At 61.1% G+C, this 22,865-nt stretch carries 22 protein-coding genes and 3 pseudogenes; 15 read left to right on the plus strand and 10 right to left on the minus strand.

The window, feature by feature from the left end:
- Window position 1: 1 nt before the first annotated feature.
- From LB532_RS30405 to LB532_RS30415, 3 genes and pseudogenes are all read right to left on the minus strand, one after another.
- Complete coding sequence (locus tag LB532_RS30405) at window positions 2-340, minus strand: hypothetical protein (RefSeq protein ID WP_348641695.1); 339 nt, start codon at window positions 338-340, stop codon at window positions 2-4.
- Window positions 232-665: pseudogene (locus LB532_RS30410) on the minus strand (hypothetical protein). Before LB532_RS30410 ends, LB532_RS30405 begins: the two are co-directional and overlap by 109 nt.
- Entirely contained in the window at window positions 616-927 is a 312-nt protein-coding gene (locus LB532_RS30415) for a hypothetical protein (RefSeq protein ID WP_348641696.1), read from the minus strand. Before LB532_RS30415 ends, LB532_RS30410 begins: the two are co-directional and overlap by 50 nt.
- On the opposite strand from LB532_RS30415, the gene LB532_RS25895 reads away from it, so the two are divergent.
- A complete protein-coding gene (locus LB532_RS25895) occupies window positions 857-1,042 on the plus strand; it encodes a hypothetical protein (protein ID WP_224557436.1) in 186 nt (61 codons plus the stop codon). The two genes, LB532_RS30415 and LB532_RS25895, sit on opposite strands and share 71 nt — an antisense overlap.
- A gap of 144 nt (window positions 1,043-1,186) precedes the next feature.
- Here LB532_RS25895 and LB532_RS25900 read toward each other — a convergent pair whose 3' ends face one another.
- The gene (locus tag LB532_RS25900) at window positions 1,187-4,396 is read right to left on the minus strand and encodes a DEAD/DEAH box helicase (protein ID WP_224557432.1); all 3,210 of its coding nucleotides are present in this window, start codon (window positions 4,394-4,396) and stop codon (window positions 1,187-1,189) included.
- Window positions 4,397-4,430: 34 nt separating this feature from the next.
- Here LB532_RS25900 and LB532_RS25905 point away from each other — a divergent pair, with 34 nt between their 5' ends.
- From LB532_RS25905 to LB532_RS25920, 4 genes and pseudogenes are all read left to right on the plus strand, one after another.
- Window positions 4,431-4,646, plus strand: a complete 216-nt coding sequence (locus LB532_RS25905; protein WP_181169463.1) for a hypothetical protein — start codon at window positions 4,431-4,433, stop codon at window positions 4,644-4,646.
- A 61-nt stretch (window positions 4,647-4,707) separates the two neighbouring features.
- A pseudogene (locus LB532_RS25910) lies at window positions 4,708-5,215 on the plus strand (PAS domain-containing protein); the annotation flags it as partial.
- A 653-nt stretch (window positions 5,216-5,868) separates the two neighbouring features.
- Window positions 5,869-7,122, plus strand: coding sequence for a CapA family protein (locus LB532_RS25915; protein WP_140642389.1), 1,254 nt, complete (start codon window positions 5,869-5,871; stop codon window positions 7,120-7,122).
- Window positions 7,104-8,549: an amidohydrolase gene (locus LB532_RS25920; RefSeq protein ID WP_140642391.1), complete on the plus strand. Its 1,446-nt coding sequence runs from the start codon at window positions 7,104-7,106 to the stop codon at window positions 8,547-8,549. Before LB532_RS25915 ends, LB532_RS25920 begins: the two co-directional genes overlap by 19 nt.
- Here LB532_RS25920 and LB532_RS25925 read toward each other — a convergent pair.
- Complete coding sequence (locus LB532_RS25925; protein WP_140642393.1) at window positions 8,546-9,496, minus strand: LysR family transcriptional regulator; 951 nt, start codon at window positions 9,494-9,496, stop codon at window positions 8,546-8,548. The two genes, LB532_RS25920 and LB532_RS25925, sit on opposite strands and share 4 nt — an antisense overlap.
- Between LB532_RS25925 and alr the strand changes: the two genes are divergently transcribed.
- The 5 genes from alr (at window position 9,432) to LB532_RS25950 (ending at window position 14,125) form a co-directional block, all read left to right on the plus strand.
- Entirely contained in the window at window positions 9,432-10,796 is a 1,365-nt protein-coding gene (gene alr, locus LB532_RS25930; protein ID WP_224557419.1) for an alanine racemase, read from the plus strand. The two genes, LB532_RS25925 and alr, sit on opposite strands and share 65 nt — an antisense overlap.
- An 84-nt stretch (window positions 10,797-10,880) precedes the next feature.
- Window positions 10,881-11,690 carry an ABC transporter ATP-binding protein gene (locus LB532_RS25935; protein ID WP_140642395.1) on the plus strand — a complete coding sequence of 270 codons (810 nt, stop codon included), beginning with the start codon at window positions 10,881-10,883 and terminating at the stop codon, window positions 11,688-11,690.
- 45 nt (window positions 11,691-11,735) lie between these two features.
- Window positions 11,736-12,518, plus strand: a complete 783-nt coding sequence (locus tag LB532_RS25940) for a transporter substrate-binding domain-containing protein (protein WP_140642397.1) — start codon at window positions 11,736-11,738, stop codon at window positions 12,516-12,518.
- Between the two features lie 48 nt (window positions 12,519-12,566).
- Complete coding sequence (locus LB532_RS25945) at window positions 12,567-13,322, plus strand: ABC transporter permease (RefSeq protein WP_140642399.1); 756 nt, start codon at window positions 12,567-12,569, stop codon at window positions 13,320-13,322.
- Complete coding sequence (locus LB532_RS25950) at window positions 13,319-14,125, plus strand: ABC transporter permease (protein ID WP_140642401.1); 807 nt, start codon at window positions 13,319-13,321, stop codon at window positions 14,123-14,125. Before LB532_RS25945 ends, LB532_RS25950 begins: the two co-directional genes overlap by 4 nt.
- A gap of 664 nt (window positions 14,126-14,789) precedes the next feature.
- On the opposite strand, the gene LB532_RS25955 is transcribed toward LB532_RS25950, so the two are convergent.
- The 4 genes and pseudogenes from LB532_RS25955 to LB532_RS25970 form a co-directional block, all read right to left on the minus strand.
- The gene (locus LB532_RS25955) at window positions 14,790-16,808 is read right to left on the minus strand and encodes a hydantoinase/oxoprolinase N-terminal domain-containing protein (protein ID WP_140642403.1); all 2,019 of its coding nucleotides are present in this window, start codon (window positions 16,806-16,808) and stop codon (window positions 14,790-14,792) included.
- A pseudogene (gene fdxA / locus LB532_RS25960) lies at window positions 16,805-17,145 on the minus strand (ferredoxin FdxA). Before fdxA ends, LB532_RS25955 begins: the two are co-directional and overlap by 4 nt.
- Window positions 17,142-17,552, minus strand: a complete 411-nt coding sequence (locus tag LB532_RS25965; protein ID WP_140642405.1) for a group III truncated hemoglobin — start codon at window positions 17,550-17,552, stop codon at window positions 17,142-17,144. The pseudogene fdxA and the gene LB532_RS25965 overlap by 4 nt, the downstream one beginning before the upstream one ends.
- Before the next feature lie 21 nt (window positions 17,553-17,573).
- The gene (locus LB532_RS25970) at window positions 17,574-18,254 is read right to left on the minus strand and encodes a CBS domain-containing protein (RefSeq protein ID WP_181169464.1); all 681 of its coding nucleotides are present in this window, start codon (window positions 18,252-18,254) and stop codon (window positions 17,574-17,576) included.
- A gap of 385 nt (window positions 18,255-18,639) precedes the next feature.
- On the opposite strand from LB532_RS25970, the gene LB532_RS25975 reads away from it, so the two are divergent.
- The 4 genes from LB532_RS25975 to LB532_RS30160 all read left to right on the plus strand — a co-directional run bounded on the left by LB532_RS25975 (window position 18,640) and on the right by LB532_RS30160 (window position 20,950).
- Window positions 18,640-18,939 (plus strand): XRE family transcriptional regulator, encoded by a 300-nt coding sequence (locus tag LB532_RS25975; RefSeq protein ID WP_140642409.1) that lies wholly within the window; start codon window positions 18,640-18,642, stop codon window positions 18,937-18,939.
- 596 nt (window positions 18,940-19,535) lie between these two features.
- Window positions 19,536-20,003, plus strand: a complete 468-nt coding sequence (gene rnk / locus LB532_RS25980; RefSeq protein ID WP_140642411.1) for a nucleoside diphosphate kinase regulator — start codon at window positions 19,536-19,538, stop codon at window positions 20,001-20,003.
- Between the two features lie 159 nt (window positions 20,004-20,162).
- Complete coding sequence (locus tag LB532_RS25985) at window positions 20,163-20,726, plus strand: nucleoside-diphosphate kinase (protein ID WP_140642413.1); 564 nt, start codon at window positions 20,163-20,165, stop codon at window positions 20,724-20,726.
- A gap of 95 nt (window positions 20,727-20,821) precedes the next feature.
- Complete coding sequence (locus tag LB532_RS30160) at window positions 20,822-20,950, plus strand: hypothetical protein (protein WP_263492297.1); 129 nt, start codon at window positions 20,822-20,824, stop codon at window positions 20,948-20,950.
- 87 nt (window positions 20,951-21,037) lie between these two features.
- On the opposite strand, the gene LB532_RS25990 is transcribed toward LB532_RS30160, so the two are convergent.
- The gene (locus LB532_RS25990) at window positions 21,038-21,877 is read right to left on the minus strand and encodes a LysR family transcriptional regulator (protein ID WP_140642415.1); all 840 of its coding nucleotides are present in this window, start codon (window positions 21,875-21,877) and stop codon (window positions 21,038-21,040) included.
- Between the two features lie 121 nt (window positions 21,878-21,998).
- On the opposite strand from LB532_RS25990, the gene LB532_RS25995 reads away from it, so the two are divergent.
- Window positions 21,999-22,658, plus strand: coding sequence for a 5-formyltetrahydrofolate cyclo-ligase (locus LB532_RS25995; RefSeq protein ID WP_140642417.1), 660 nt, complete (start codon window positions 21,999-22,001; stop codon window positions 22,656-22,658).
- Window positions 22,659-22,865 lie beyond the last annotated feature (207 nt).

Below are 22,865 nucleotides of genomic sequence, written 5' to 3' on the forward strand. Positions count from 1 at the left end.
ATCAAGTATCCGGACGGACCCGTCGACAATACTCACAAACCAGCCGGATGGTCGCTTCCACGTCATCCATGCAAAGTACTTCGGAGGGCGTGTGCATATAGCGCAGGGGCATCGAGAGGAGCCCCGTCGCCACGCCGCCCCGATTCGTTTGGATCAGACGCGCGTCGGTCGGGCTTTTGTCCCCATAGGCCTGGAGCTGGTCAGGGATTCCGTCCTCGTCCGCTGCGGCTTTCAACAGGTCGAACACGACGGGATTGGTACTCGGGCCTTGCGAAATCCCGGGCCCCTTTCCCAAATCCAGACGACCCTGATCTTCGGGTCTGGCACGTGGGTAGTCCATGGCAACCCCATATCGATCGCCAGTGCCGTATGGGGCTGCAGATTGAACGCTGCCGTCGTCTGGGCGCCCCGCGAACCTATCTCTTCCTGCACTGTCCCCAGCGCGTAGAGGCCGACATCCGGATGCAGACCGCCTTCTTCCCTTAAGCGGCGGACGACTTCGCCGCCAATGAAGAGACCTGCCTTGTTATCGAAAGCACGAGCTACGGCTCGATACCCATCAACCGGGCAAACTCGGCTTGCAATGTGACCGGACTGCCGATTTTGACGACGGTTTCAGCCTCCTCCCGTGAGGTCGCGCCAATATCGATCCAGAGATCCTTCAACGACGGCGTTTGGCTGCTGTCGGCCTGTTTGAAGGTCTGAATGGCTTGCGCCCGATAATCCCTTGCAGCCGCTCGCTACCATAGACCCAGACCCGTTGTCCGATCTCGGTGGCGACGTCGGTGCGCCGATCGTATTGAAGAACAGGAAACCGTCGTCGTCGATGTAATGAACAATAAATCCGATCTCATCCATGTGCCCGGCATACATGATCCGCATGGACGCCTCGGGGTTGATCACTGCCGAAAACGTTGCCCATGACATCGGTCGTCACCTTGTCTGCAAATGGTTCGACGTAGTCTCGGTGCAGCTTGGCGACAGGTTGCTCGAAGCCGCTTGGGGATTGCGTCGCGATGATCGCCTTCAGGAAGTCGAGTGAATGATCGATCGTCGTAAAGGCTCCTACCAGATCCCCAATTCTCCACCCTGATGTTAGTTCCGCTGGACGCAAGGACGGCGCGCTGTGGCCCGGGTTGGGTCAGACAAGGCGTTGAGGATCCTCAGACAGTTTTCGGGCGCTGTACTACGATGATGCGGGTTCGCGTTTCTTGCCTTGCGTTGCCCCGATTGCCTCAGCTTTCTTACCCACCAGCGATGCTTTCACCAAGTCCACTGCCGCGGAGAGCCGCTCCGGTCCAGGTTTGCTGGCAATTCGAACCACAAAACGATTGCCCTTTCGCGTGCAGTCGGGCCGCTTCTCCAGCCGGGCACGAACATGCGGGTCGACGCGCGCGAACTCGATGGCAATCGCGACAGGCCCGGCCCCAATTTTGACGATGCCGGCCGCGGCCGCGGAAAGCTTCAGTCGCGCAAGATCAAGGAGCGTGATCGCTTCAGGCGGCAGCGGGCCAAACCGATCCTCAAGCTCGTCCGCGAAAGCATCGATCTCGGCCATGCTCTCGAACCGCTGCAGGCGGGAATACAGGTTGAGCCGGACCACCGGTTCGGGAACATACGCCCTCGGAAGAGTGCCTGAAAACTCCAGATCAATCACCGGCTTCAGGATCGAGCGATCCTTGCCGCGGGCCTGGTCGACCGCGAGCGCCAGCAGCCGTTGATAGAGGCTCAAGCCGATCAGCTTCATATGACCTGCCTGTTCCTCGCCAACCAGATCGCCGGCACCCCTCAGGTCGAGGTCGCGTGCGCTTATTGCAAGCCCGGAGCCTAGACGGTCGAATGCGAGAAGCGTCGAGAGTCGTGAGCGCGTTTCAGAGGAGATATCCTGGCCCGGCTCGGTCAGCAGATAGGCGTGGCCTTGCGCTCTGCCTCGTCCGACCCGTCCTCGCAACTGGTGCAGTTGCGCCAGGCCGAACCGATCCGCGCGAAAAATGACGATGGTGTTGGCGCGCGGCACGTCGAGCCCATTCTCGATGATGTTGGTCGACAAGAGTATGTCGGCATTGCCATTTGCAAAGGCGACCATCGCCTCGTCCATCTCTGCCGCCTTCATGTCACCATGCGCAACGAGAAGCGAGAGATCCGGCACCAGACGGCGCAAAGCGTCCGTTGTCGGTTCGATGTCCTCGATCCTGGGGACGATACAAAAACTCTGACCGGACCGCCGATCCTCGCGGATCAACGCCATCTTGACCGACGCGGCATCGAAAGGAGCCAGCTCGGTTCGAACGGGCCGCCGTCTTGCCGGCGGCGTGGCGAGAAGGCTGGCCTCCTGAACACCCACCATGGCTGCCGCAAGCGTGCGCGGTATCGGCGTGGCGCTCATCGACAGCACGTGCAGTCGGGAAGCAAGGGCGCGAAGTTGCTGCTTCAGCTTGACGCCAAAACGATGTTCCTCATCAATAACCAGTAACGCCAGGTCGTTGAAAACTACGTCCTTCGCAGCAATCGCCTGTGTTGCGACGACAATTCTGATTGAACCGTCGGCGAGGCCCGACTTGACCTCTTTTGCCTCGGCATCGCCCACGACGCGCGAAAGAAGCGCGACACTCACTCCCATGTCTTCAAACCGCCGGGAGAACGTTTCGAAATGCTGGCGCGCCAGCACTGTGGTCGGGGCGACGACGACGACCTGTCCGCCATTCAGCGCGACGATCGCCGCGGCGCGGAGCGCCACCTCGGTCTTGCCGAAGCCAACATCGCCACAGATCAGCCTGTTCATCGCGCGGCCAGACGACAAATCGTCGATCACGGAGGCGATCGCCGCGGACTGGTCCGTGGTTTCAGGATATGGGAAACGGGCAGCGAACCGAGCATAGCTGCCCCGTGGCGGATTCATGACGCGAGCTCCGCCTTCATCGCGTTCGTTCGCCAGCCGAATGAGGTGTTGCGCGGCCTCTTCAATCTCGCCATCCAATTGCTGGCGGCGCCTTGCCCAGCCGTCTCCCTTCAGCCGATCAAGGGTGACGGCTTCCTCATCCGCTCCGTAGCGCCAGATGCGCCCGAATTCCTCGACGGGCGCCAGAAGCGTGGCGCCGCCGTTAAACTCGAGCCGGACAGTGTCGGTGACCGTGCTGTTCACCTCGACTGGTTCCAGGGCTCTCAGCACCGCAATGCCGTGATCTTCGTGGAGGACCACGTCGCCGATCCGCAATTCGGCTTCTTCCGCTAGCGTCGCTGCTTGGAAGTCGGTCTCGTTCAGACGCGTCCCGAGAACATTCACGGTGGCCAAGACGGCGACTTTGTTAGATTGATCGACGAAGCCACCATCTATATCGACTTCGAATTTCACGACGCTGCCGGGCTTGCCATCGAGCGCCTTTGTCCAGCTTTCGGCCACGCCGACTTCCAGCTTCGTGTGACGGTCCAACGCCTTCTCAAGACGGCCAAGTTCAGAGGAAGTGCCAGTCAGTACGACCCGCTGGCCTTGCTCCTGTTTGTCGCGGACGAACTCCGCCGCCGCGTTGGAGGGACTGACCTCAACGACAAAGTTAGGCACTGCCGAGACGCCATCCAGGTCCAGTTCGGCGCGACGATGCTTGATTGCCGGCTCCAAATTAGAGCGATTAAGGTAAAATCGCTCAGCGGTGGGCTTCCTTCCCATCTGCTTGTCGCGGGCATGCCGGGCATCATCGATCAACGCGATGGCGGCATCGAAACGCTCTTCTACGCCCGGACCGACAACAATCCGAGACGTGGGCAGTATACCGAACACGCTGTCCAGTTCGACGCCTGCGCCCAACATCCGTGTTTCGAAACTCTGCGCCGATTTGGAGGCTTCCTCAGTCGTATGAGGCAGACACTCCGTTGAAGGTGCGAGAACGATGGCTTCGATGAGCGTGTCGGTGCGTTGGCTCAGCGGATCGTAGGAGCGGATACTGGCGATAGCGCCATTCTCCAACAAGATTCGGTACGGCTGTGGCGCACCAGGAGGGAAAACGTCCAAACCTTGACCCAGCAATCCGAACTCGCCGGGCTCGTCGACCCGGTCATCCATCAGATAGCCGGATGCCAGCAACTGATCCCGAAAAGCCTCAATCTCCAGGGGCTTGCCGGTGGTGAGAGTGACGAACCCGCGGGCGATCGCATCGACGGGTAGTATACGCTGAAGTACTGCCTCTGGTGACATGACGACCAAGCGACCCCGAGGACCTGCTTGTTCAGACATACCGACCAGCGCGGCGGCCCGTCTTCCCATGCTTTCGCGCGATGGCTGGATCCGATCATAGGGAAGACAGTCCCAAGGTGGCAGTAGGATAACTTGCACATCCGGCATGAAGGATTTGAAAGCGGTCGAAACCTCCTCGGCCTGGCCTTCGCTCCGCGCGATGAACACCAAGCCGTCAGGTCCCGCTCCCTGGACCTGTCCGATGAGCCGCGCGGCAAAGGCCGAGGCAGGTAGACGAGAGGATGCTCCTGGTCGCTCAACCGAGGGGAAGCCCGCTCTCGAAAGCGTGGGCGAACCGGTCGCGCCGACGGCCAATCCTGTCGATTTCTTCCGCTTCATGACATCTCATTCGAGTCTGGCCGGCTTCAACAAACTTCCCGGCGATGTGTTCCCGCAGTTGAGTGAACTGTCGCTCTGAGTCGTGAAACGTTTTGGGCCTCTCGGCGTTCAACATGGCTGCTTTCAATTGAGAATCACCCATGCACAAAGAAGGCCATTCCACTGTTCACGGCGATACCCCTGCCGGGATGACAGAAGATGCGATGCTTGATCGAGAGAAATTGGCCGCCACGGCATTTCAGCGGACCCGAATGCCATGGTCGTCACGGATGCCACCCAACCCGATCACCCAATTATGCTCGCGAACCAGGCCTTTCTGAACCTCACAGGCTACGAGGCGAACGAGTCCTCGGGCGCAACTGTCGCCTTCTTCAAGGTCCTGCTACTTCGCCTGCCGCGGTCGCCGAAATCCGCACAGGGGTGCAGGAAGAGCGCCAGGTAGATGTCGAGTTGATCAACTACCAGAAAGATGGAACGGCTTTTTGGAACCAGCTCCATCTCAGTCCGGTCCACGATGATAACGACCGCGTTGCCTATCATTTCGGATCGCAGATTGATCGTACCGAATATCGCAGAATCGAGAGCCTCGAGGCATCCGAACACCGATTGCTTCTTGAGATCGACCATCGCGCCAACAATGTGCTTGCAAAATATCAATAAAAAACATCGGACAGCGATATGCGTCTCGGTATCCAGAATTAGCGGCTCCACACATCCACCTGGTGCGGGCGGCAATGACGGCTGTTCGACTGGCTTCCCGAATTCCTTTCGCACCCAATATCCGGCTTGGGGGCGTTGGGATGTCGAAGCGGCGCAGCAACGCGGTTAAAACTGCCACCGTCGTGTCCAACTCACCAACCAAGTGAGACATTGGCTTGGACCAAACGAGGTGAAATAGTTCCTGGCGGGTGAACCGGTGTTCCATAGCAATCAAATTATACAAGGAGTGCGGCCTATCTCGTGACGGGGATACGGCACACTAGAGAGGCTTCACAGATTCGCCCCTTCAACTCTACGCCGAGTCGCCGTACCCAACGTGGTCCGATTGTCACGACTTTGCGGTGTCTGACGCATGCAATCAAGGGCGCTTAGTCCGTGCCGGGTTGAAATCTGCATCGTGTGTCGCGTTGAGTTTTTTGACCGCGAGCTTTTGCTACGCTCCAGCCCTATCAGTGGAATTAATAGGCGATCATGAAAACCTAATAAATTGACGGATTGTTGGATAGCGAGCATTCCCGCTGATGGCGCCTATCCGTGTGGCGGTCGCCAAACTCAGCCCTATGGAGTTCTAATCTCGGGTCATGCCTTCGCCATTCACCCTCGCTTTGACTGGACAGTCTCTCATTCACCACGATGTCCGGCACATATCGGATAACGGCTTTTGCGCCATAAGGGACCTTATCCGCAGCGCGGATGTCGCATTTACCAACCTGGAGACCACAATTTTCGGCGCACACGGCGGATGGCCGCTCAAAGGCTCCTATTTCGGGTGCTCGCAGCCTATTGTGCTGGATAGTCTTAAGGACTTGGGCTTCGACGCCCTCGCTCTCGCCAACAATCACGCATTTGACCTGGGACCTTCTGGAGTGCTGTCGACGCTTGAAGAAGTCCGTGAGCGCGGTTTCCTGCACGCAGGAATTGGCGTTGATGCGGCCGATGCAAGTAGGGCCGGCGTCAAGAAGATCGGCGGGAGGAAGGTCGCTCTCGTCGCCATGGACGCGGGGCCTGGCCCAGCCATCATGTATGCGAGCAATTCAGCCACCGAACGTCCCGCCCGGCCGGGGGTGAACGGGCTCGAAGTGTCCCGGCTGTTCGAGGTGAATGGCGAAAAGTTCGGGCATTTGCTCGCCATCCAGGAAACCTTCGCGAGCAACGAAAGAGAGCGCACTGTTTACGCTCAGCCCGACGATCCGCGCGGCCTGACATCGCCCGACGAGATCGACTTTTATGGAACGGTGTTTCGCCGCGCGTCGGAGGACCGCCGACGGTTGATCGTCGATGGAGCCAGCCTGCAGCGCCAGCTGGCGACGATCCGGGAAGCCGCGTCCGAGGCGTTTGTCATCGCATATCTTCATCATCATCACTGGGAGCCGGACTGGAGCGAGGTTCCCGAATGGGTCCGGCACTTTGCGCGATCCTGCGTTGATGCGGGCGCCAGTGCGTTTGCAAGCCATGGCGCCCCTGTCCTGCAGGCGATCGAGGTCTACCGGGGAGCCCCGATTTTCTACGGGTTGGGGAACTTCCTGTTTCACCTCCCCGAGGGTGAGAACGAATGGAGCTCTCCGGATATCTGGCAAAGCGTCGTCGCGACATGCGGCTTCGATGGCGACGAATTGCGCTCCATCGACCTCGTGCCAATCGTAATCGGGGGTGAGCGGATGCTTCAGGCCAGCAACTATCACGAACGGATTATCCCCGTGCCGGCCTCGAAGCCGTTGGCTCGCGCCATGCTCGAGGATCTGTCCCGACGCTCGATCAGGTATGGCGTGGAGGTCAAGCCCGACGGACGTGTTGTCTGGCCCAAGGAGCAAGAACCATGCGAAACGATCTCCTGAGCCTCGATGAGATAGGTCGGGGCGTCGACGCCAGGCGCGCCGACTATTGCGCGCTCAGCGACCGGATATGGGCCGCGCCCGAGTTGGCGTTCGAGGAACATGGCGCGGCGAACGAACAGATCGCCCTGCTTGAGGGCGAGGGCTTCCACATTCGAAAGGGCGTTGGCGGCATGCCAACGGCCTTCGTGGCCGAGCATGGAAGCGGCGGGCCGGTCGTCGGCTTTCTGGGGGAATTCGACGCGTTGCCGGCTCTTGGTCAGATGTCGGGAGAGACCGAGCGCAAGCCTTCGGGCAGGCGCGCGCCAGGGCATGGTTGCGGGCATAATCTGCTCGGCTCCGGATCCGCGCTCGCTGCCGCCGCCCTGAAGGGCGCGCTTGCGGCGGAAGGCATTGCGGGGACGGTGCGCTACTATGGCTGCCCGGCCGAGGAAAGCGGTTCGGGCAAGACCTTCATGGCGCGGGCTGGCCTGTTTGACGATCTTGATGCCGCGTTCTGCTGGCATCCCAATGTGGTCAACATCGTCCAGACGGCCTCTTCCCTTGCCTGTATCCAAGCCCGGTTCCGCTTCACCGGCGCCGCGTCCCATGCAGCGATCTCTCCCCACCTGGGACGGAGTGCTCTCGATGCGGTGGAGTTGATGAATGTGGGCGTGAACTACATGCGCGAGCACATGCCGTCCGATGCGCGCGTGCACTATGCCATCATCGACCCGGGTGGCGATGCCCCGAACGTGGTACAGGCCAGTGCGGAGAGCCTGTATCTGGTGCGCTCGCCGCATCTCAGCCAAGCCGAGCGGCTGTTCGAGCGTGTCAGGAAGATCGCCGGGGGCGCGGCGCTGATGACCGAGACCGCGGTCGAGATGCGGGTCGTGGACGCGAACTCCAACGTTCTGCCCAACAAGGTGCTGCAGGAGGCGATGTACGAGAACATGAAGCGCCTGCGCGGGCCGGGCTTCGACGAGATGGACCATGCCTTTGCCGGGAAGCTCCGGAAGGCTGCGCTGACCGAAGAGGAAATGCTGGCAAGCGTTTCCGCTCACGATCCCTCCCTGGCGACTCAGGCGCTGCATGACGGCCTGATTGCCATTCCTGCGACCGAGAGCCTGGTGATGGGCAGCACCGATGTCGGCGACGTGAGCTGGGTCGTGCCGACGGTTCAATGCAACACGGCCTGCTTCGCCATCGGGACGCAGTTCCACACCTGGCAACTCGTCACGCAGGGAAATCTTCCGGCGGCTCACAAGGGAATGCTGCTTGCGGCGAAAGCCATGGCCAGCACGGCGGCGGATTGCTTCCGCGATCCCGGTCTCATATCGCGGGCCAGGGCCGAATTGAACGAACGCACCGGAGGGCGCGCCTATGTCTGCCCGATCCCGCCCGAGATCTCTCCCGGCGACCTGCGTTTTCCGGATAGTTCCGTAGGCTAGCGGGCATCCATCTTCCCGCCGTTTTGCCAGCGCTCCGTCGATCTTCTGACCACATCCACGAATGTCTGCACGATGTTCGACTGCCGCGAGAACCGGCCGCTCTCCCGTCGCCAGAACACTACGTACTGGTATTTGGCCGCGGGCTGAAAGGGGATGATCCTCAGGTCGAACATGTCGTACTGGCGCGCGATGAACTCGTTATCAATCGCGACGCCTATGCCGTGCGCCACGAAAGAAGCATCCAGGCCGATCGTATCGGAATGGACCTTCGGCCTCAGCGGGAACTCCCTGTGCCCATATGAGGCCAAGCCCAGCTTGTTGGAGGTGTAGTCCCGTTCCAGCACGATGAGCGGCTCGCTGGCGATGTCGTCCACCGTGATGATGTCCTTCCGCGCCAGCGGATGGTCGGGATGCACGACGCAGACGCTGAAACTCTCGGCGATTGCCTGCCACTCGAAAAATCGCTCGTCCAGTGGCAGGCGCGAGATCCCGATATCGGCCTCTCCTGTCATCATGCTCTGCGCGATCTGGTCGTATCTCAGCGCCTTGAAATGAAACTCCGTCGACGGGTCCAGCCTGTCGAGGGCCTGAATGATCTCCGGGACAATTCTGAACGCGCATATGTGGGGCGCGGCGATCGTCAGGCTGTTCAGGTCGGTCCGGAACGATTCTGATATTTCCCGCTCGATGCTTTTCAATGTCGTGACGTATCTGTCGACGCGATTGTAGATCTCAATCGCGCGCGTCGTGGGGATAAGGCCGCGACGGTCCCTGACGAACAGGCTCTCTCCAACGGCCTCCTCGAACAGCTTGAGGTATTGGCTGACCGCCGATTGGGTGATGCCGAGTTCCCGGGCGGCGCGCCGGGTCGAGCCGTTCCTGATGATCTCGCGAAAGATTTCCGCCGACCTGAAACCCGGTTTCTTCCGGTCTGAAGCCGCATCCATCGTTGCCATCTCCTCGCGCGGCGCGACCCTGGAGGTCGTCCATATCTACCATATCAGCAAAACTAATAGGGTGTCGAAAAAACTTAATAAATTGACGGTTTTTGAGATTCTTTCCATCGTTTTTGGCATGCAGTTCCGTGACCAGATAAAGATTGATCCTACCCCGCTGGACGTGCCCGACTTGAGCCGGCAGGGCCTTCTGTCGCGTGGGAGTTGGTATGAGATCGACCTCGGCGCGATCCGGCACAATTATCGCCAGTTGCGCGCTCATCTTCCTCCGGCGGTGAAGATTTTCGCGTGCCTCAAGCGCAATGCCTACGGCTGCGGCGCGGGGCATGTCGCCCGGGCGCTCGCCACGGAGGGGGCTGACGGCTTCGCGGTTGCCGCGCTGCCGGATGCGATCGCGATCCGGCAAGCGGGTGTCGAGCACCCGATCCTGCTCTATCCCGGGCCTTTGCCGGCGTCGGCCGGGACGATCGAGGCGTTGCGCCTCACCGTCACCATCTCCAGTCTCGATGAACTCGCGCAATGGCGCGCCGTCCTGGGCATCACGAGGATTTTCGTCAAGGCGGATCTCGGCTTCCACAGAGCCGGTGCAACGCCAAAGGCGGTGGGGGAGATTCTCGCGGCCGCTCATGCTTATGGCGATGTCGACGTCCGGGGGCTCTACGCGCACCTCAGCGAGCTTCCCGCCTCGGCGCCGTCGCATGAAGGTGACCAGATCTCCCGCCTGGAGCGAATTCTCCAAGAGGCCGATGCGTCGGGGACGCGCCCGCCCATCGCGATGATGGCGAGCACGGCCGGGGTCCTGCGATGTCCCGCGATGGATTTCGACGCCGTCGATCCCGGCGCCTTGTTCATTGGGCTCTCCGAGGCGGATCAAGGCGCGCGACCTGTCACCCTGCGGCCCGCGCTGAGGGCGATTTCGGCAAGCCTCGTCTCGATCAAGCAGGTCGATGCCTCCCTCGGTCCGACGCCGGATCTTCCCGGCTTTCGCCAGGGAATGACCATCGGCGTGCTCGGCATGGGATGGGGAGACGGTATACCGCGTCATCTCCCGGCGGGAACGCCGGCGTTGGTGCGAGGCCGACGCGCCCGTCTCATTCCGCCGGTTCATCTGGAGCACCTGCGCATCGACCTGACGGACATCCCCGACGCGAAGTTCGGCGATCCGGTGCTGCTGCTCGGGCGACAGGGCGACCAGGCGATCACCCAGGATGAGGTCGCGGCGTGCTGGGAGACCGATCTGGTCGGGCTCTATGCCCAGCTCCGCGATCATATTCCGCGCGTCTATGTCTGAGATCCAGCTCCGCGGAAGCCCCGCGCGAACGCCCTCGGCACCGTTCTCGCCGACAACCCCCAACCGTCCATCATGGAAGTCACAATGACGAAGACGGCCAGTGCAATTCCCCCGCGAGCGATGTCGATGGCGGCGGAAGCGATCCATGTCGAGAACCTCCACAAGAATTTCGGCACGCTGGAAGTGCTGAAGGGAGTGTCGTTGTCCGCGCGAGACGGCGATGTGGTGGCGGTCATTGGTGGGAGCGGCTCCGGCAAGTCGACATTGCTGCGCTGTATCAACTGCCTGGAAAATCCGACCAGCGGCATCATCCGGGTGAATGGCGAGGAGATACGGCTCAGGGCCGACGGCTACGGCAACACCGTTCCCGCCGACAGCAAGCAGATCGAGCGCATCCGCTCCAGGCTAGGCATGGTCTTTCAGAGCTTCAATCTCTGGAGCCACATGACCTTGATCGAAAACGTGATCGAAGTGCCCGTTCACGTGCTTGGCCTCAAAAGGGAACAGGCGATCGCCGAGGCGGAAAAGCTGCTCGCCAGGGTGGGGCTGCTGGAGAAACGGGACACCTACCCGGCATTCCTATCCGGCGGACAGCAGCAGCGTGGCGCCATCGCCCGGGCGCTGGCGGTTCAGCCGCGCGTCATGCTCTTCGATGAGCCGACATCGGCGCTCGACCCTGAACTTGTCGGCGAGGTGCTGGGCGTCATCGGCGACCTGGCGCGCGAGGGCCGCACGATGATCCTGGTCACGCACGAGATGAAGTTCGCCCGCGACGTCGCCACCCACGTGGTCTTTCTCCATGAGGGTCGCCTCGAGGAGGAGGGGCCGCCCGAGGCCATTTTCAGATCACCAAGATCGGAACGACTTCAGCAATTCATCCGCCGGGTAAGCTAGCGGACGGAAACGACGAAATAATAGGAAAACAAGGGGAAAACGAACATGAAAGCAATCTTCAAGGCAGCGGTGGCGGCGGCCGTCTTGGGCGCATCGGTCATGGCGGCGCAAGCCGAGCAGGTAAGGGTTGGAATAAGCGCCGAGCCATACCCGCCTTTCTCTTCGATGGATTCGTCGGGAAAATGGGTCGGCTGGGAGATCGAGATCATCGATGCCGTCTGCGCCGAGGCGAAATTCGATTGTGTTCTGACCCCGGTCGCCTGGGACGGCATCATTCCGTCCCTGACGTCGAAGAAAATCGACGTGATCATGAGCTCGATGTCGATCACCAAGGAACGCAAGAAGACCATCGACTTCTCCGACAAGTACTATAGCGACAGCGGCTACACTGTGGCAGGTCCGAAAGGGGTCGCGATGGAGCCCACGGCCGAAGGCCTCAAGGGCAAGATCCTCGGCGTTCAGGTGTCCACGAATGCCCAAGTCTACGCCAGCAAGCATTTCCGCGACAGCGCGGCCGAGATCAAGACATACCAGACAGAGGACGAGGCCGATCAGGACCTTGTCGCGGGTCGCCTCGACGCCGTCCTGGCCAGCAGGATTACCATCGGCGAGTTCCTCAAAAGCGATCAGGGCAAGGCGTGCTGCGAGATCAAGGGCACCGTCGCCAACGATCCCGACATCATGGCGCGAGGCGTCGGCGCCGGACTGCGCAAGGGAGACGACGAGATCAAGCAGAAGATCAACGCGGCGATCAAAGCAATCCGCGCCAACGGAAAATACGCCGAGATTTCAAGCAAGTACTTCGGCTTTGACATCTATGGCGAATGAGTTGGGCCGGCAGCGGCTACCCGAGCGGCCCCACGGAGGCATTCAGTCTTGACCGCGCATTTTTCCTTACCGCTGTCGCAGGCAGGGCTTTTTGACTTGCTTGCGCTCAGCCCGCCGGGCTGGGGCGGAAATCTGCTTCGCGGATTTGTCCGCTCCATCGAGATCGGTGCCGGTGCATTTGCCCTGGGATTGCTCGTCGGCGCCGGTGGCGCCTACGGCAAACTCTATGGCGGCCGCGTTACCGGCGACCTGCTGAAAATCTACACCACCCTCATTCGCGCGGTGCCTGAACTGGTGCTGATCCTGCTGATCTACTTCGCCGGCACGGACCTCATCAACCGGCTGATGGACGCTGCCGGATACGGACCGATCGACATCAGCGGACCGGTTGCTGGTGTCATCGCGCTCGGTTTCGTTCAAGGGGCATATGCCACGGAAGTGCTCCGTGGCGCGGTTCTCGCTGTGCCGCAGGGCCAGATCGAGGCCGGGAGAGCCTTCGGCATGAGCCCCGCCACGCTGATGCGGCGTATCACCGTGCCCGCGATGCTGCCGTTCGCGATCCCGGGCCTCGCCAATCTCTGGCTGGTCGCGGCGAAGAACACCGCGCTGCTGGCGGTTGTCGGTTTCAGCGAGCTGACGCTTGAGACGAAGCAGGCCGCAGGCGCGACAAAAGCCTACTTCACCTTCTTCATGGCTGCGGGGGTGCTGTACCTGACGCTGGCGTTGATCTCCAACGTCTTCATCGGCCGGATCGAGGCCTGGGCAAGGCGCGGCCAGCCAGCGATCGCGGAGAGGCGTCGATGACCTACGCACCGACCCTGTCCTCGAACCGCTTCACCGCCGTCTGGCTCGAACCGCACCGCATCGTATTGGCCGCGATCGCGGCGGCCCTGGTCGTCGCCGCTGCTGTCTTCATGCGTTGGGACTGGCTGCCCGACTACTACCTTCTTGCCATCCATGGCTTGTGGCAGACGATCTGGATCCTGATCGTCACCTGCGTGCTCGGCTTCGCCCTGGCTGTTCCGCTTGGCTTTGCTCAGGCTGCGGGGCCGCTGTGGCTCAGCCTCCCGTCGAAGGCGTTCTGCACCGTCATTCGGGGCACGCCGTTGCTTCTGCAGCTCTGGCTGCTGTACTACGGGCTCGGCACGCTCTTTCCGCAATTTCCGGAAATCCGGGAATCCTTTCTCTGGCCGCTCGTCCGCCAGGCGTGGCCTTATGCCGTGCTCGCGCTCACCCTTTCGTTCGCGGGTTATGAAGGCGAGGTTATGCGGGGCGCCTTCGCCGGCGTGCCGGACGGCCAGCTCGAGGCGGCGCGGGCTTTCGGCATGGGCCGCTGGAAGGTGTTCCGCCGCGTCTGGTTGCCCCAAGCGATCCACAAGGCGTTGCCGACATTGGCGGGAGAGACTGTGCTGCAGCTCAAATCGACGCCGCTCGTCGCGACGATAACGGTGCTGGATCTCTACGCCGTCGCGCTGCGCGTGCGCCAGGACACGTTTGTCATATACGAGCCCCTGTTGTTGCTGGCGCTGACATACATGATCCTCACCGGCCTGGTCGTGTGGGCTTTCGGTCGTCTGGAAAGCCGTATTCCGGTCCGACTGGGATGAAGCGCGACAGCGACGGCGGATGCTGCCGCTCCCTAGAATGCGCTGAAGTCAAGGCTCACCAGGAGCCGATCCGGTTGGCTCACCCCTCTAGGTTGGTCTGGTAAATCCATTGCATTCGTCGTTCTCTTGTCCGAATGGCGCGCCTAATGCGCTGCCGAATTTTGTTCTTCTCGTTTAGCCATTCGGATCAATATCGCGAAGGAATTCGCGGGTCACCGGGAATATCCAGCGATTTGGATCATCCGCTTTCGGGACCGATGCCGCCTGCGCGGAGCAACAGAATTGAGGCGCAAAGCTGCCATTCGACAGTCGGGGCAGCGGCAGGCCGGCTTCTTGAATCAATTTCGGCGAACTGCCTCGTAAGCTATTGGCAAAAAACGATTATGTTAGTCGCTGAAGGTCATCGTTTTCGACAGGAAATCAATACGTTAGCGGCTGGTTCGCCAGCCCATTTCCTTCGTATTATCTCGTATCGCCTGGCGAACCCAAGAACCACGAGAATGACTAGCTTTCAACGCGAGCGGTATCTTTGCTTCACCATCAAAAGAGATCGATGAACGCATGTTGGCCAGATATGAACGCGACTGGTCTGGGACCGCAAGCGGGCCGGCAGGTTTGCAGAGGGATAGTGAGGAGCAGACCGCCTGAGTTGCTCCTAATGGCATCACGACGCGATGCGCGGCCGGCCTGTGGCGGTCGCCACGACGATGGCTTCGACAAAACTGCGCTCGCCCTCGATGGTCGCCACCTTGATCTGCCGCGCGGTTTCGATCCGGGCCTGATCGGTCCCGGCGCGCTCGGCAAGACTTGCCGCCAGGACACGAACATGGGCCTCCGCGGCGGCCATCGCTTCGTCCTCGGTGTCGAAGTCGTCCAGCCGCTCGCCGGAATTCAGACGGAACAGCCCAATTTCCGGCTGGCTGACGCGAGCCTCCGCCGACATGCGCACCTGCCCTATGACCGCTCCCAGCGCATTCGCGACGTCGGCGTGCTCGGCGATATGGCAGTCGTTGCCTATTAGAGGTGGAAGGCCCGCATAGTGGAGCGACGCGGAGGCCCCGAGCCCGATCACCGGCCTGTCGAGCTCGATCGTAAGCCGCACCATTCCGCCGCGCTGTCGAACCGCCCTCTGGACCAGAGGATTGGAAACGGAGACGTCGCCCTCGAGACCATCCTCGGCGAAAACCGTTTCCAGCACGGCTTCGGCCGAACGCCGTGTGATGCAGGCGAGGACCATCTCCGAAAATGCGTCCGCGTCTTTGGCGATATGACGCCCCTGGCCGTCGCGCCTGCGCGCAAACAGCGCGGCCCCCAGCCGGGCCGCGGCAGAATCCCAGTTGGCTTGCCTGCCGACCACGTGGGCCGCATCGGATGGCGTGAAGCCGACGATGTGCACCAGACCGCGCGCAACCAGACGATTGAGCGTCGCGACTTGTGAGGTCGACATGAGCAGGTCGTCGAGCGCCGCGGGCATAGCGGAGATATTGGCATAGAGCCGCGCCTTCGTCGCCGCCAGGCCGGCTGCGAGCCGGTCTGGAACCCCCGTGCGCAACGCAAAGCGACCATCGAGCCGCCCGGTGATGGGCTTGAGCAACTGACGCTGCAGACCCTTGCGCACTGCGTCGCCATGCTCCACGGCGGCCAGCGCCAGCGGCACGAGCCGCCGCGGCCCGAGCACGATCGCCGAAGTCAGCGACCGCTCCCGAACCGAAACTTCCGAGTCGCCTCCGAGGCCGAAGGTGCGCATGGCGACAGCCTCCACCATGGTGCGCTGGCCGCCAACGGTCGCGCCTTCGGGATCGAGCCGCAGGCGGCCGCCTTCTAGCACAGCGATATCCGTGGTCGTGCCGCCGATGTCGGAAATCACCGCATCGTCGAGGTCCGTCAGATACCGGGCTCCGACCAGGCTGGCAGCGGGTCCCGAGAGAATGGTTTCGATCGGCCGGGCAAGGGCAAATTTCGTGGTGACCAACGTGCCGTCGCCGCGCACCATCATCAGCGGCGCAGCGATGCCGCGCTCTTCGAGGAAGCCTTCGGTGGCCTCGATAAGCCGGGCGATCATGGAGATGAGGCGCGCGTTGAGAAGCGTCGTCAGCGCGCGTCGCGGCCCGCCGAGCTTGGACGACAGCTCATGCGAGCAGGTTACCGGAAGTCCGCTACGCTCCTGGATGAGTTCGCGAGCCGCGATCTCGTGTTCGGGATTGCGAACCGCGAAATACGACGCGACGGCGACCCCGGAAACAGTGTCGGCAAGCCCCGGCAAAGCTTTCTCCAGAGCGTCGAGCTCGAGGGCACGCGGTTCGCCGTGGACGTCATGCCCGCCTTCGCAGAAGACAACGGGATCCAACCCAAGCGCCTCCGACAGACCGCCCCTGGCAAGGTCGGCTTCGGCGAAGCCGACCATCACCAGGGCAACCCGGCCGCCCTGCCCTTCGATCAGCGCGTTGGTGGCAAGCGTCGTCGACATCGACACCAGCTTGATCGCGGCGGGAGCGATGGCCGCCCTGCCAAGGACCGCGTCGACGGAGCCGGCGATCCCTTGGGCAAGATCGTGCCGGGTCGTCAGCGACTTGGCCTTCGCGACAATGCCGGCGGCTTCGGACCAAAGGACGGCGTCCGTGTAGGTGCCGCCTGTATCGATGCCGAGATAGAGCGGAAAGACGTGTCCAATGGCCGCGTTCATCCGTCCCCCTGCCCTGGATTAGAGGAGAAGTAGCGACGAAACTTGTCTGTTTCGCCGTCGTAGGTCTTCGCATCCGCGGGTGGATCGCGCTTGATCATTATGTTCGGCCACACCGCCGCATACTCCGCGTTCAGCATCAGCCAATCCCGAAGGTCGGGCACCGTGTCGGGAAAGATCGCCTCGGCGGGACACTCGGGCTCGCAGACGCTGCAGTCGATGCATTCGTCGGATGTATGACGAGCATGTTCTCGCCCTCGTAGAAACAGTCGACGGGGCAGACCTCCACGCAGTCCATGTATTTGCATTTGATGCAGTTGTCGGTGACCACAAACGTCATGCGGCGCCCATGGGCCACAGCTGATCCGGACGGTAGAACAAAGCTAGCTTGAGGCTTTCAGCGATACGAACGGCCTTGCGCCAGAAGAGGCTCGCCGTCTCGGCGTCCAGCAATTCGGCGCAACTTTCACCGAACAAAGTGAGCCAGCGATCGAAAAGCCCGATCTCCAATCCTTCGATGCGTTTGTGGATCACGACAGGTTGGCCCTTGTAGCGCCCTGTCGTCAGCATCACCGACGACCAGAAGTCGCACATCTTCTGCAAATGCGGTTCCCAGTCTTCCTGGATGACCCGCTCGAAGATCGGACCAAGTTGGGGGTCGGCTCGAACCTTGTCGTAAAACAGCTCCACGAGCTGACGGATTTGCTGTTCGGAAACTTGGGCAGTGTCCTTGACTCCGATGCTCAATTTCTCGGTCCTCGCCCTGCCTCAAAACGTCGCGTAGGCGAGGTCGAGTGGAACGCGGTGATCGTTCACCGCCCGAACTCCGGCGATGTTTTCAGCCAGAACGAGCGATGCCTTGCGTTCCTGTTCCGACAGATAACCGCCCCACAAGGTGACCACGCCGTTTGTCACGCTCACGTCGGCTGCTCCGATCGATGGCCATGCTTCGGACCGCAGGGCGCCGACAATTTCTCGCCTGATGCTCGCATCGTCACGGAATGAGACCGGGCGAGGCATGCTTTGCCTGGCGGACGCGAGCGCGCGCACCAGGTCTGCCCGGGCGACAACCCCCACGGCGCGTTCGCCGCTGACGACGAAGACGCGCCGGGTGCGATTTATCTCCAGTAGCCCCGCGATTTCGTCGATCGGAGTGTGTGGCGAGACGGTGATCACCTGCTTTGTCATGACGTCGGTCACATGCCGGGAGTGCGACTTCAGATAGGCGGCCGCGAGCTGCGTGTTACGGCCGAAGAGATGGAACCCCCACGAACGCCGCAGCGCGGCCGTCCCTAGTTCCGCCCTGTGGACCAGGTCCTCTTCGCTTACGGTGCCGAGCATCACTCCTCGGTCGATCACCGCGACCGCGCTTAAACCGCGCGTGACAAGGAGACTGCAGACTTCGTCCAACGTGCTGTATGGCCCGACCGCGACGACCGGTGACCTCATGATATCTCTTGCGGTCAGCGTCCGGTCTCTGTCGGGAAGCCGAACACCAGGCCACGAAAGCACCTGATGGCTATCGCTTTTGGACCTATCCATGGTCTGCGCGCCTCATCGCGCCATTCCCAAGACTTCAAACGTCCCCGATTTAAACCGTCGGCGCCGATCGCCGAATGTGGCGAAAGCTTCCTCTTTTGGTTTATGCAACTCAAACGAAATTTATTGCGGTTTTAACGCAACTTTCTTGCATTAAAATTTGTTTCCCGAGGAGTGGCATCGGCCCTTCCCTTTTGCGGACTCGATATCCATTCTGGGGAAGTTGGAGCCGCGGCGCGAGAGCTTGATGGTTTTCAGCGACGGCTCCCGAAGTGTCTGGAACGGGGATCTTACAATGATCACTGGTGCCCAATGCCGCGCCGCTCGCGCCCTGGTCGAATGGACCCGTGAAAAGCTCGCCAGCAACTCAGGTGTGGATGGGTTGGTGATCGAAGAGTTCGAGCGGCGTATCACCCTTCCGGACCAGGAAATCTGCGACACGCTCCAGACCACGCTCGAACAGGCCGGCGCTGTTTTCATTGCCGAGAACGGCGGCGGTATCGGTGTTCGCCTGAAACTCAACCGCTCCGAGGTCAAAAGGATCGGGGTCCTGGAGAATGAGGGCGGCATCGTTGGAACAGATGCCGTTCCCTAAGCTCCCACTCAGGAGGAGCGACAAATTCAGCATCACAGCCCGTCAATGCACAATTTCGAAGCCGGCCGGATGCAGCCACGGAGAGCGTCATGACGGTTAGGTGGGGTGATCTTACCGAAGAGGAGCAGACGGCGCTTAAGCGCATGAATCGCGGGCCCTACCCGGCTCTATCGAAAGAGTTGGCCGAACGCCTCGTCTTTCTCGGGCTGGCGGAAAAAAGACCGCACGGAACCGGTATAAACAGGGCTGGAAGAGAATTGGTGATAAACACGCTACTAGGCGCTCGCCAGGAATAGCTCGAAACTGAACCGTCGAGAAGGTTGCCTTGACTTCCGTAATTGCTTCCCCAACTATGTGCTTATGAACGCCGCCGCTAAAATTCTTTGCGATTTTCTTTTCCGGGTTTGCCCCATCGCGGGATCTTAACCCCCGGCTCGGCTGCCATGTGCCCCGAGCCGAGGGGCCAACTTTCATCGACATGATCCGCAGGGTGCACGTCTCCGCGCGTCGCCGCCCTGAATAACAATCTCCCGAATTGGCCAGTTTTCCGTCACCGTGATGCCGGCTGGCTGTTAGAGCCATGAGAAGAATTCGAAATGCTGCACAACACAAGAACCCCGCGTAAGCCGAAAATCCGGATCTCCCAGTCCGACCATGCACGTTTGTCAGCGCTGGCAAGCACGTTTGCCACGCGCAACCCGGAAGCGTCTGACGAGCTCCTTGCCGAACTCGAGCGTGCGCGCGTCGTTGCCGATGGCTGGGTCTCTTCCGGCACTGTCCGGATGGGCTCGACCGTGACGTTCAAGCCCGACTCCGGCGATCGGAAAACGGTCACGCTGGTTTATCCGGGTGAAGCGGATATTTCTGCAGGCAAGGTTTCAATCCTGACGCCGATCGGCACGGCCCTGATCGGCCTATCGGCCGGACAGTCGATCATGTGGACCGCCCGGGACGGGCGCAGGCATGAACTGCTGGTGCTTGGTGTAAGCAAGCCCAGCGCGGAGGAAGTCGATGGCGCCCAAAGCCTCGCCCCTCCGCCTCCAGCGGTCGTGGCGAGCCACTAGACATGGGCGCCTCCTTCCGTCTCCTCAATCACGCAGGCAGTCTGATCGCGGGAGTCTGACCCCTGGGCCGGCCCGGTCCGGCGCAGGGGATCTTTCCACACCACCCGATCAATTTCTTGTTGCCGGATCGCCTTTCACTGGCCCGGCTGGAGACATTTCATGTCCACTACCGATAACTGCCAACTGACCACCAAAGACTACACCATTCTTGAGGTGGTAAGGGACCGCCACCCAATGCGCGATGAAGCGTTCTGGGCTATTCTCCAACGAAAGATTTCGAGCGCTGTCGTCATGTTTAGGGACGACATCCCGGCAAACGTCGTGACCCTCAACAGCCGCGTGGCCTATCGGGTGAACGACGGCCCTGCCGAAACCCGCATCATCGCACATGACCAGATGCGCGGCCTGGTTGGTATGCTGTTGCCCATTACCAATCTGCGCGGCCTGGCGATGCTCGGTTTAGCCGAGGGGCAGTCGATCTCCATTCCGACTGCGCACGGTCATCTGGAGACACTAACCGTGCATGAGGTGGTCTATCAACCGGAAGCCGCAAGGCGCGAGAGGCTGAAGCTCGCGGGAGTTGTTGCGTCGGAACCGCGGCGGCCGAGCGAGCCGGGCCTGCGAGTTGTCCATCGTTCCGATGAACAGCGCGACAAACCTCGCAACGAGGTTGCGGCGGCCTTCGACGTCGGGTTCGACGACCGGGGTCCGTCGGCTGCCTGAGAATTCGACTAGCCGGAAAGCTATGAAGGCTGATGAAAAAGCGCTTCCGTCAGCCCTCGCCTGTACCAAGTGCAAACGAAAACTAGGAATTCGATATGAATGATTTCGACAACCAGAAAGGTGCCAAGCCAGAAGATGTGCGAGCCGCATTGAGAGGTTGGGCATTCTTCGCCGTTCTAATGACCGCCGTCTTTGGCTTGGCCTACGCCTTGGTCGAAATGTAGATGACCGACGAAGCTGACCAACTGTTATTGCAATCTCGCAATCGTTCCAAGTAGCGTGAAACCATGGCTTCCCGCCGGGAGCAGCGATCATTTCACAACTTGCTTCAGGCCGCGTAGCGCCTCCTGGATGTCGGTTCGCGTCTCGTTTGCTTCCGGGTAGACAGCATAGGCCGGATAGGTGAATTCCGGAGCGCCCTCCACGATCTCCAATTCTCCCGAGTCGATATGGAGTGCTGCGGCGCCCCGGCGGAAATAGCCCATGCCGCCAGCACGCAGTATGTAGCTCAGACCCAACGGCCCCAGGCCAACCAGCAATCCAGGTTCTCCGAAAGCGGTCGAACTTGCGTCGTGCTGCGCGGCGAACAGCGGTCCCCAATCGACATAGACATAGTCTTTGGCGCCAGCTGGCTCTTCGTTCTTGGTCCTAACGAGAACGAGCTGCTCTTCGACCAGCAGTTCCACCTTGAAGCCTGGCAACAGCTTCGGCGCATAGAGGACCGCGATATCCAGAACGCCAGTCCTGAGCTGCTCGAGGAGCTGGTCCGGCACGCCGACCTGGGCTTGGATGGCGATTTCCGGCCTGGCCTTCTTCATCCAGACCAGCCAGTCGAGCAGCAGCGGGTTCCACAGACTGAGCTCTCCGCCCAGGGCAACGACGCTTGTCCGTCCCGATGGGATGGCGAGCTGGTGGCGTGCTCGTTCCCAGATTTGCACGAATGATTGCGCGAACCGCTCGAACTCCCGGCCCGCCTGCGTCAACTGCGCACCATTGCGGTTGCGGACAAAGAGCTGACGTCCGAGCTCTTCCTCCAGCGTGCGTATCCGCGCGCTGACAGTGGTCTGGGTGACGTGGAGTCGGTCGGCAGCTCTCAGAAAGCTGCCGGAATGGACGATTTCCAAAAACGTGCGCGCGCGGTCGATGTCCATGCTGGTTCCCGGATTAGTGCAATAATTTTGCACTCATACAACATTTAATTCCGTTTGCCTTCCTGTTTGGTGCGGAGCACGCTGCCGCGAACGTGCGGGGTGCACGAAAGTGGAGCTGGCGATGGCCGAAGAAATCGACCCCGACCTTGAAATCAACGAATATGCGTCCCCGCCCTGCTACGCGCACGAGCTTTCATCCGAATATGGCGGACAAGCGGAGCCGGAAGATTCCTGGAGCTGCGTCCTGCGTTGGCGCAAGGCGGAACGGCAGAGGCTGATCGAGGAGCGCCTCGCCATCGCCGCGGAGGAGAGGAGCGTTAGATCAAGCCGCATCGCATCGCGTCTCGATCTTGCCATCGGCAAGGTCAGCGGGCGCATCGTAAGCGGCTATTGGCCCTTCCGCGGCGAACCCGACCTCCGCAACTGGGCGATCACGATCATCGAGCGCGGCGGCAGGATCGCGCTTCCCGTCGTCATCAGGAAGGGCTGGCCTCTGGAATTCCGCATATGGAGCCCGGGCGACCCGCTCGAGCGTGGCGTGTGGAACATCCTGGTTCCGTCGCGCGGGCCATCGGTCATCCCAGATGTCGTGATCGCGCCGGTGGTCGGTTTCGACAGAGCGAATTACCGCCTGGGATATGGCGGCGGCTTCTTCGACCGGACGCTCGCGGCGATGCAACGGCGGCCGCTGGCCATCGGCGTGGGTTACGCCGGAAGCCGGCTCGAAACGATCCGTCCGCAGCCCCACGACATTGCGATGGACGCGATCGTCACGGACTGAAAACACGAAGCAGACAGCGCCTGGTTTCCCGGTCGCGGCGGCTACGGCCTTCATCGCGAACCATCAGGCTTGCCTGCGCATGAAAGGCAGGTAGAACACCATGTCGACCTCAGCGGTATCCACCGAAGACCACAAGCCCCGGTTTCTCGTCCGATGGCTGTTCTCGACCAATCACAAGGATATCGGGACGCTTTACCTGCTGTTCTC

Source organism: Mesorhizobium sp. ESP-6-2 (assembly GCF_020164675.1).
Lineage (GTDB): Bacteria > Pseudomonadota > Alphaproteobacteria > Rhizobiales > Rhizobiaceae > Mesorhizobium.

What these genes read in the sequence shown, in the direction of transcription:
- LB532_RS25985 (WP_140642413.1), top strand. Translation starts at nt 20,163, where the DNA reads ATGTCCACTACCGATAACTGCCAACTGACCACCAAAGACTACACCATT.
- LB532_RS25990 (WP_140642415.1), bottom strand. Translation starts at nt 21,877, where the DNA reads ATGGACATCGACCGCGCGCGCACGTTTTTGGAAATCGTCCATTCCGGC.
- LB532_RS25975 (WP_140642409.1), top strand. Translation starts at nt 18,640, where the DNA reads ATGATCACTGGTGCCCAATGCCGCGCCGCTCGCGCCCTGGTCGAATGG.
- LB532_RS25970 (WP_181169464.1), bottom strand. Translation starts at nt 18,254, where the DNA reads ATGAGGTCACCGGTCGTCGCGGTCGGGCCATACAGCACGTTGGACGAA.
- LB532_RS25940 (WP_140642397.1), top strand. Translation starts at nt 11,736, where the DNA reads ATGAAAGCAATCTTCAAGGCAGCGGTGGCGGCGGCCGTCTTGGGCGCA.
- LB532_RS25995 (WP_140642417.1), top strand. Translation starts at nt 21,999, where the DNA reads ATGGCCGAAGAAATCGACCCCGACCTTGAAATCAACGAATATGCGTCC.
- alr (WP_224557419.1), top strand. Translation starts at nt 9,432, where the DNA reads ATGATCTCGCGAAAGATTTCCGCCGACCTGAAACCCGGTTTCTTCCGG.
- LB532_RS30160 (WP_263492297.1), top strand. Translation starts at nt 20,822, where the DNA reads ATGAATGATTTCGACAACCAGAAAGGTGCCAAGCCAGAAGATGTGCGA.
- LB532_RS25905 (WP_181169463.1), top strand. Translation starts at nt 4,431, where the DNA reads ATGAGCCGCGCGGCAAAGGCCGAGGCAGGTAGACGAGAGGATGCTCCT.
- LB532_RS25920 (WP_140642391.1), top strand. Translation starts at nt 7,104, where the DNA reads ATGCGAAACGATCTCCTGAGCCTCGATGAGATAGGTCGGGGCGTCGAC.
- LB532_RS30405 (WP_348641695.1), bottom strand. Translation starts at nt 340, where the DNA reads ATGGACTACCCACGTGCCAGACCCGAAGATCAGGGTCGTCTGGATTTG.
- LB532_RS25915 (WP_140642389.1), top strand. Translation starts at nt 5,869, where the DNA reads ATGCCTTCGCCATTCACCCTCGCTTTGACTGGACAGTCTCTCATTCAC.
- LB532_RS25895 (WP_224557436.1), top strand. Translation starts at nt 857, where the DNA reads ATGTGCCCGGCATACATGATCCGCATGGACGCCTCGGGGTTGATCACT.
- LB532_RS25935 (WP_140642395.1), top strand. Translation starts at nt 10,881, where the DNA reads ATGACGAAGACGGCCAGTGCAATTCCCCCGCGAGCGATGTCGATGGCG.
- rnk (WP_140642411.1), top strand. Translation starts at nt 19,536, where the DNA reads ATGCTGCACAACACAAGAACCCCGCGTAAGCCGAAAATCCGGATCTCC.
- LB532_RS25950 (WP_140642401.1), top strand. Translation starts at nt 13,319, where the DNA reads ATGACCTACGCACCGACCCTGTCCTCGAACCGCTTCACCGCCGTCTGG.
- LB532_RS25955 (WP_140642403.1), bottom strand. Translation starts at nt 16,808, where the DNA reads ATGAACGCGGCCATTGGACACGTCTTTCCGCTCTATCTCGGCATCGAT.
- LB532_RS30415 (WP_348641696.1), bottom strand. Translation starts at nt 927, where the DNA reads ATGTCATGGGCAACGTTTTCGGCAGTGATCAACCCCGAGGCGTCCATG.
- LB532_RS25925 (WP_140642393.1), bottom strand. Translation starts at nt 9,496, where the DNA reads ATGGATGCGGCTTCAGACCGGAAGAAACCGGGTTTCAGGTCGGCGGAA.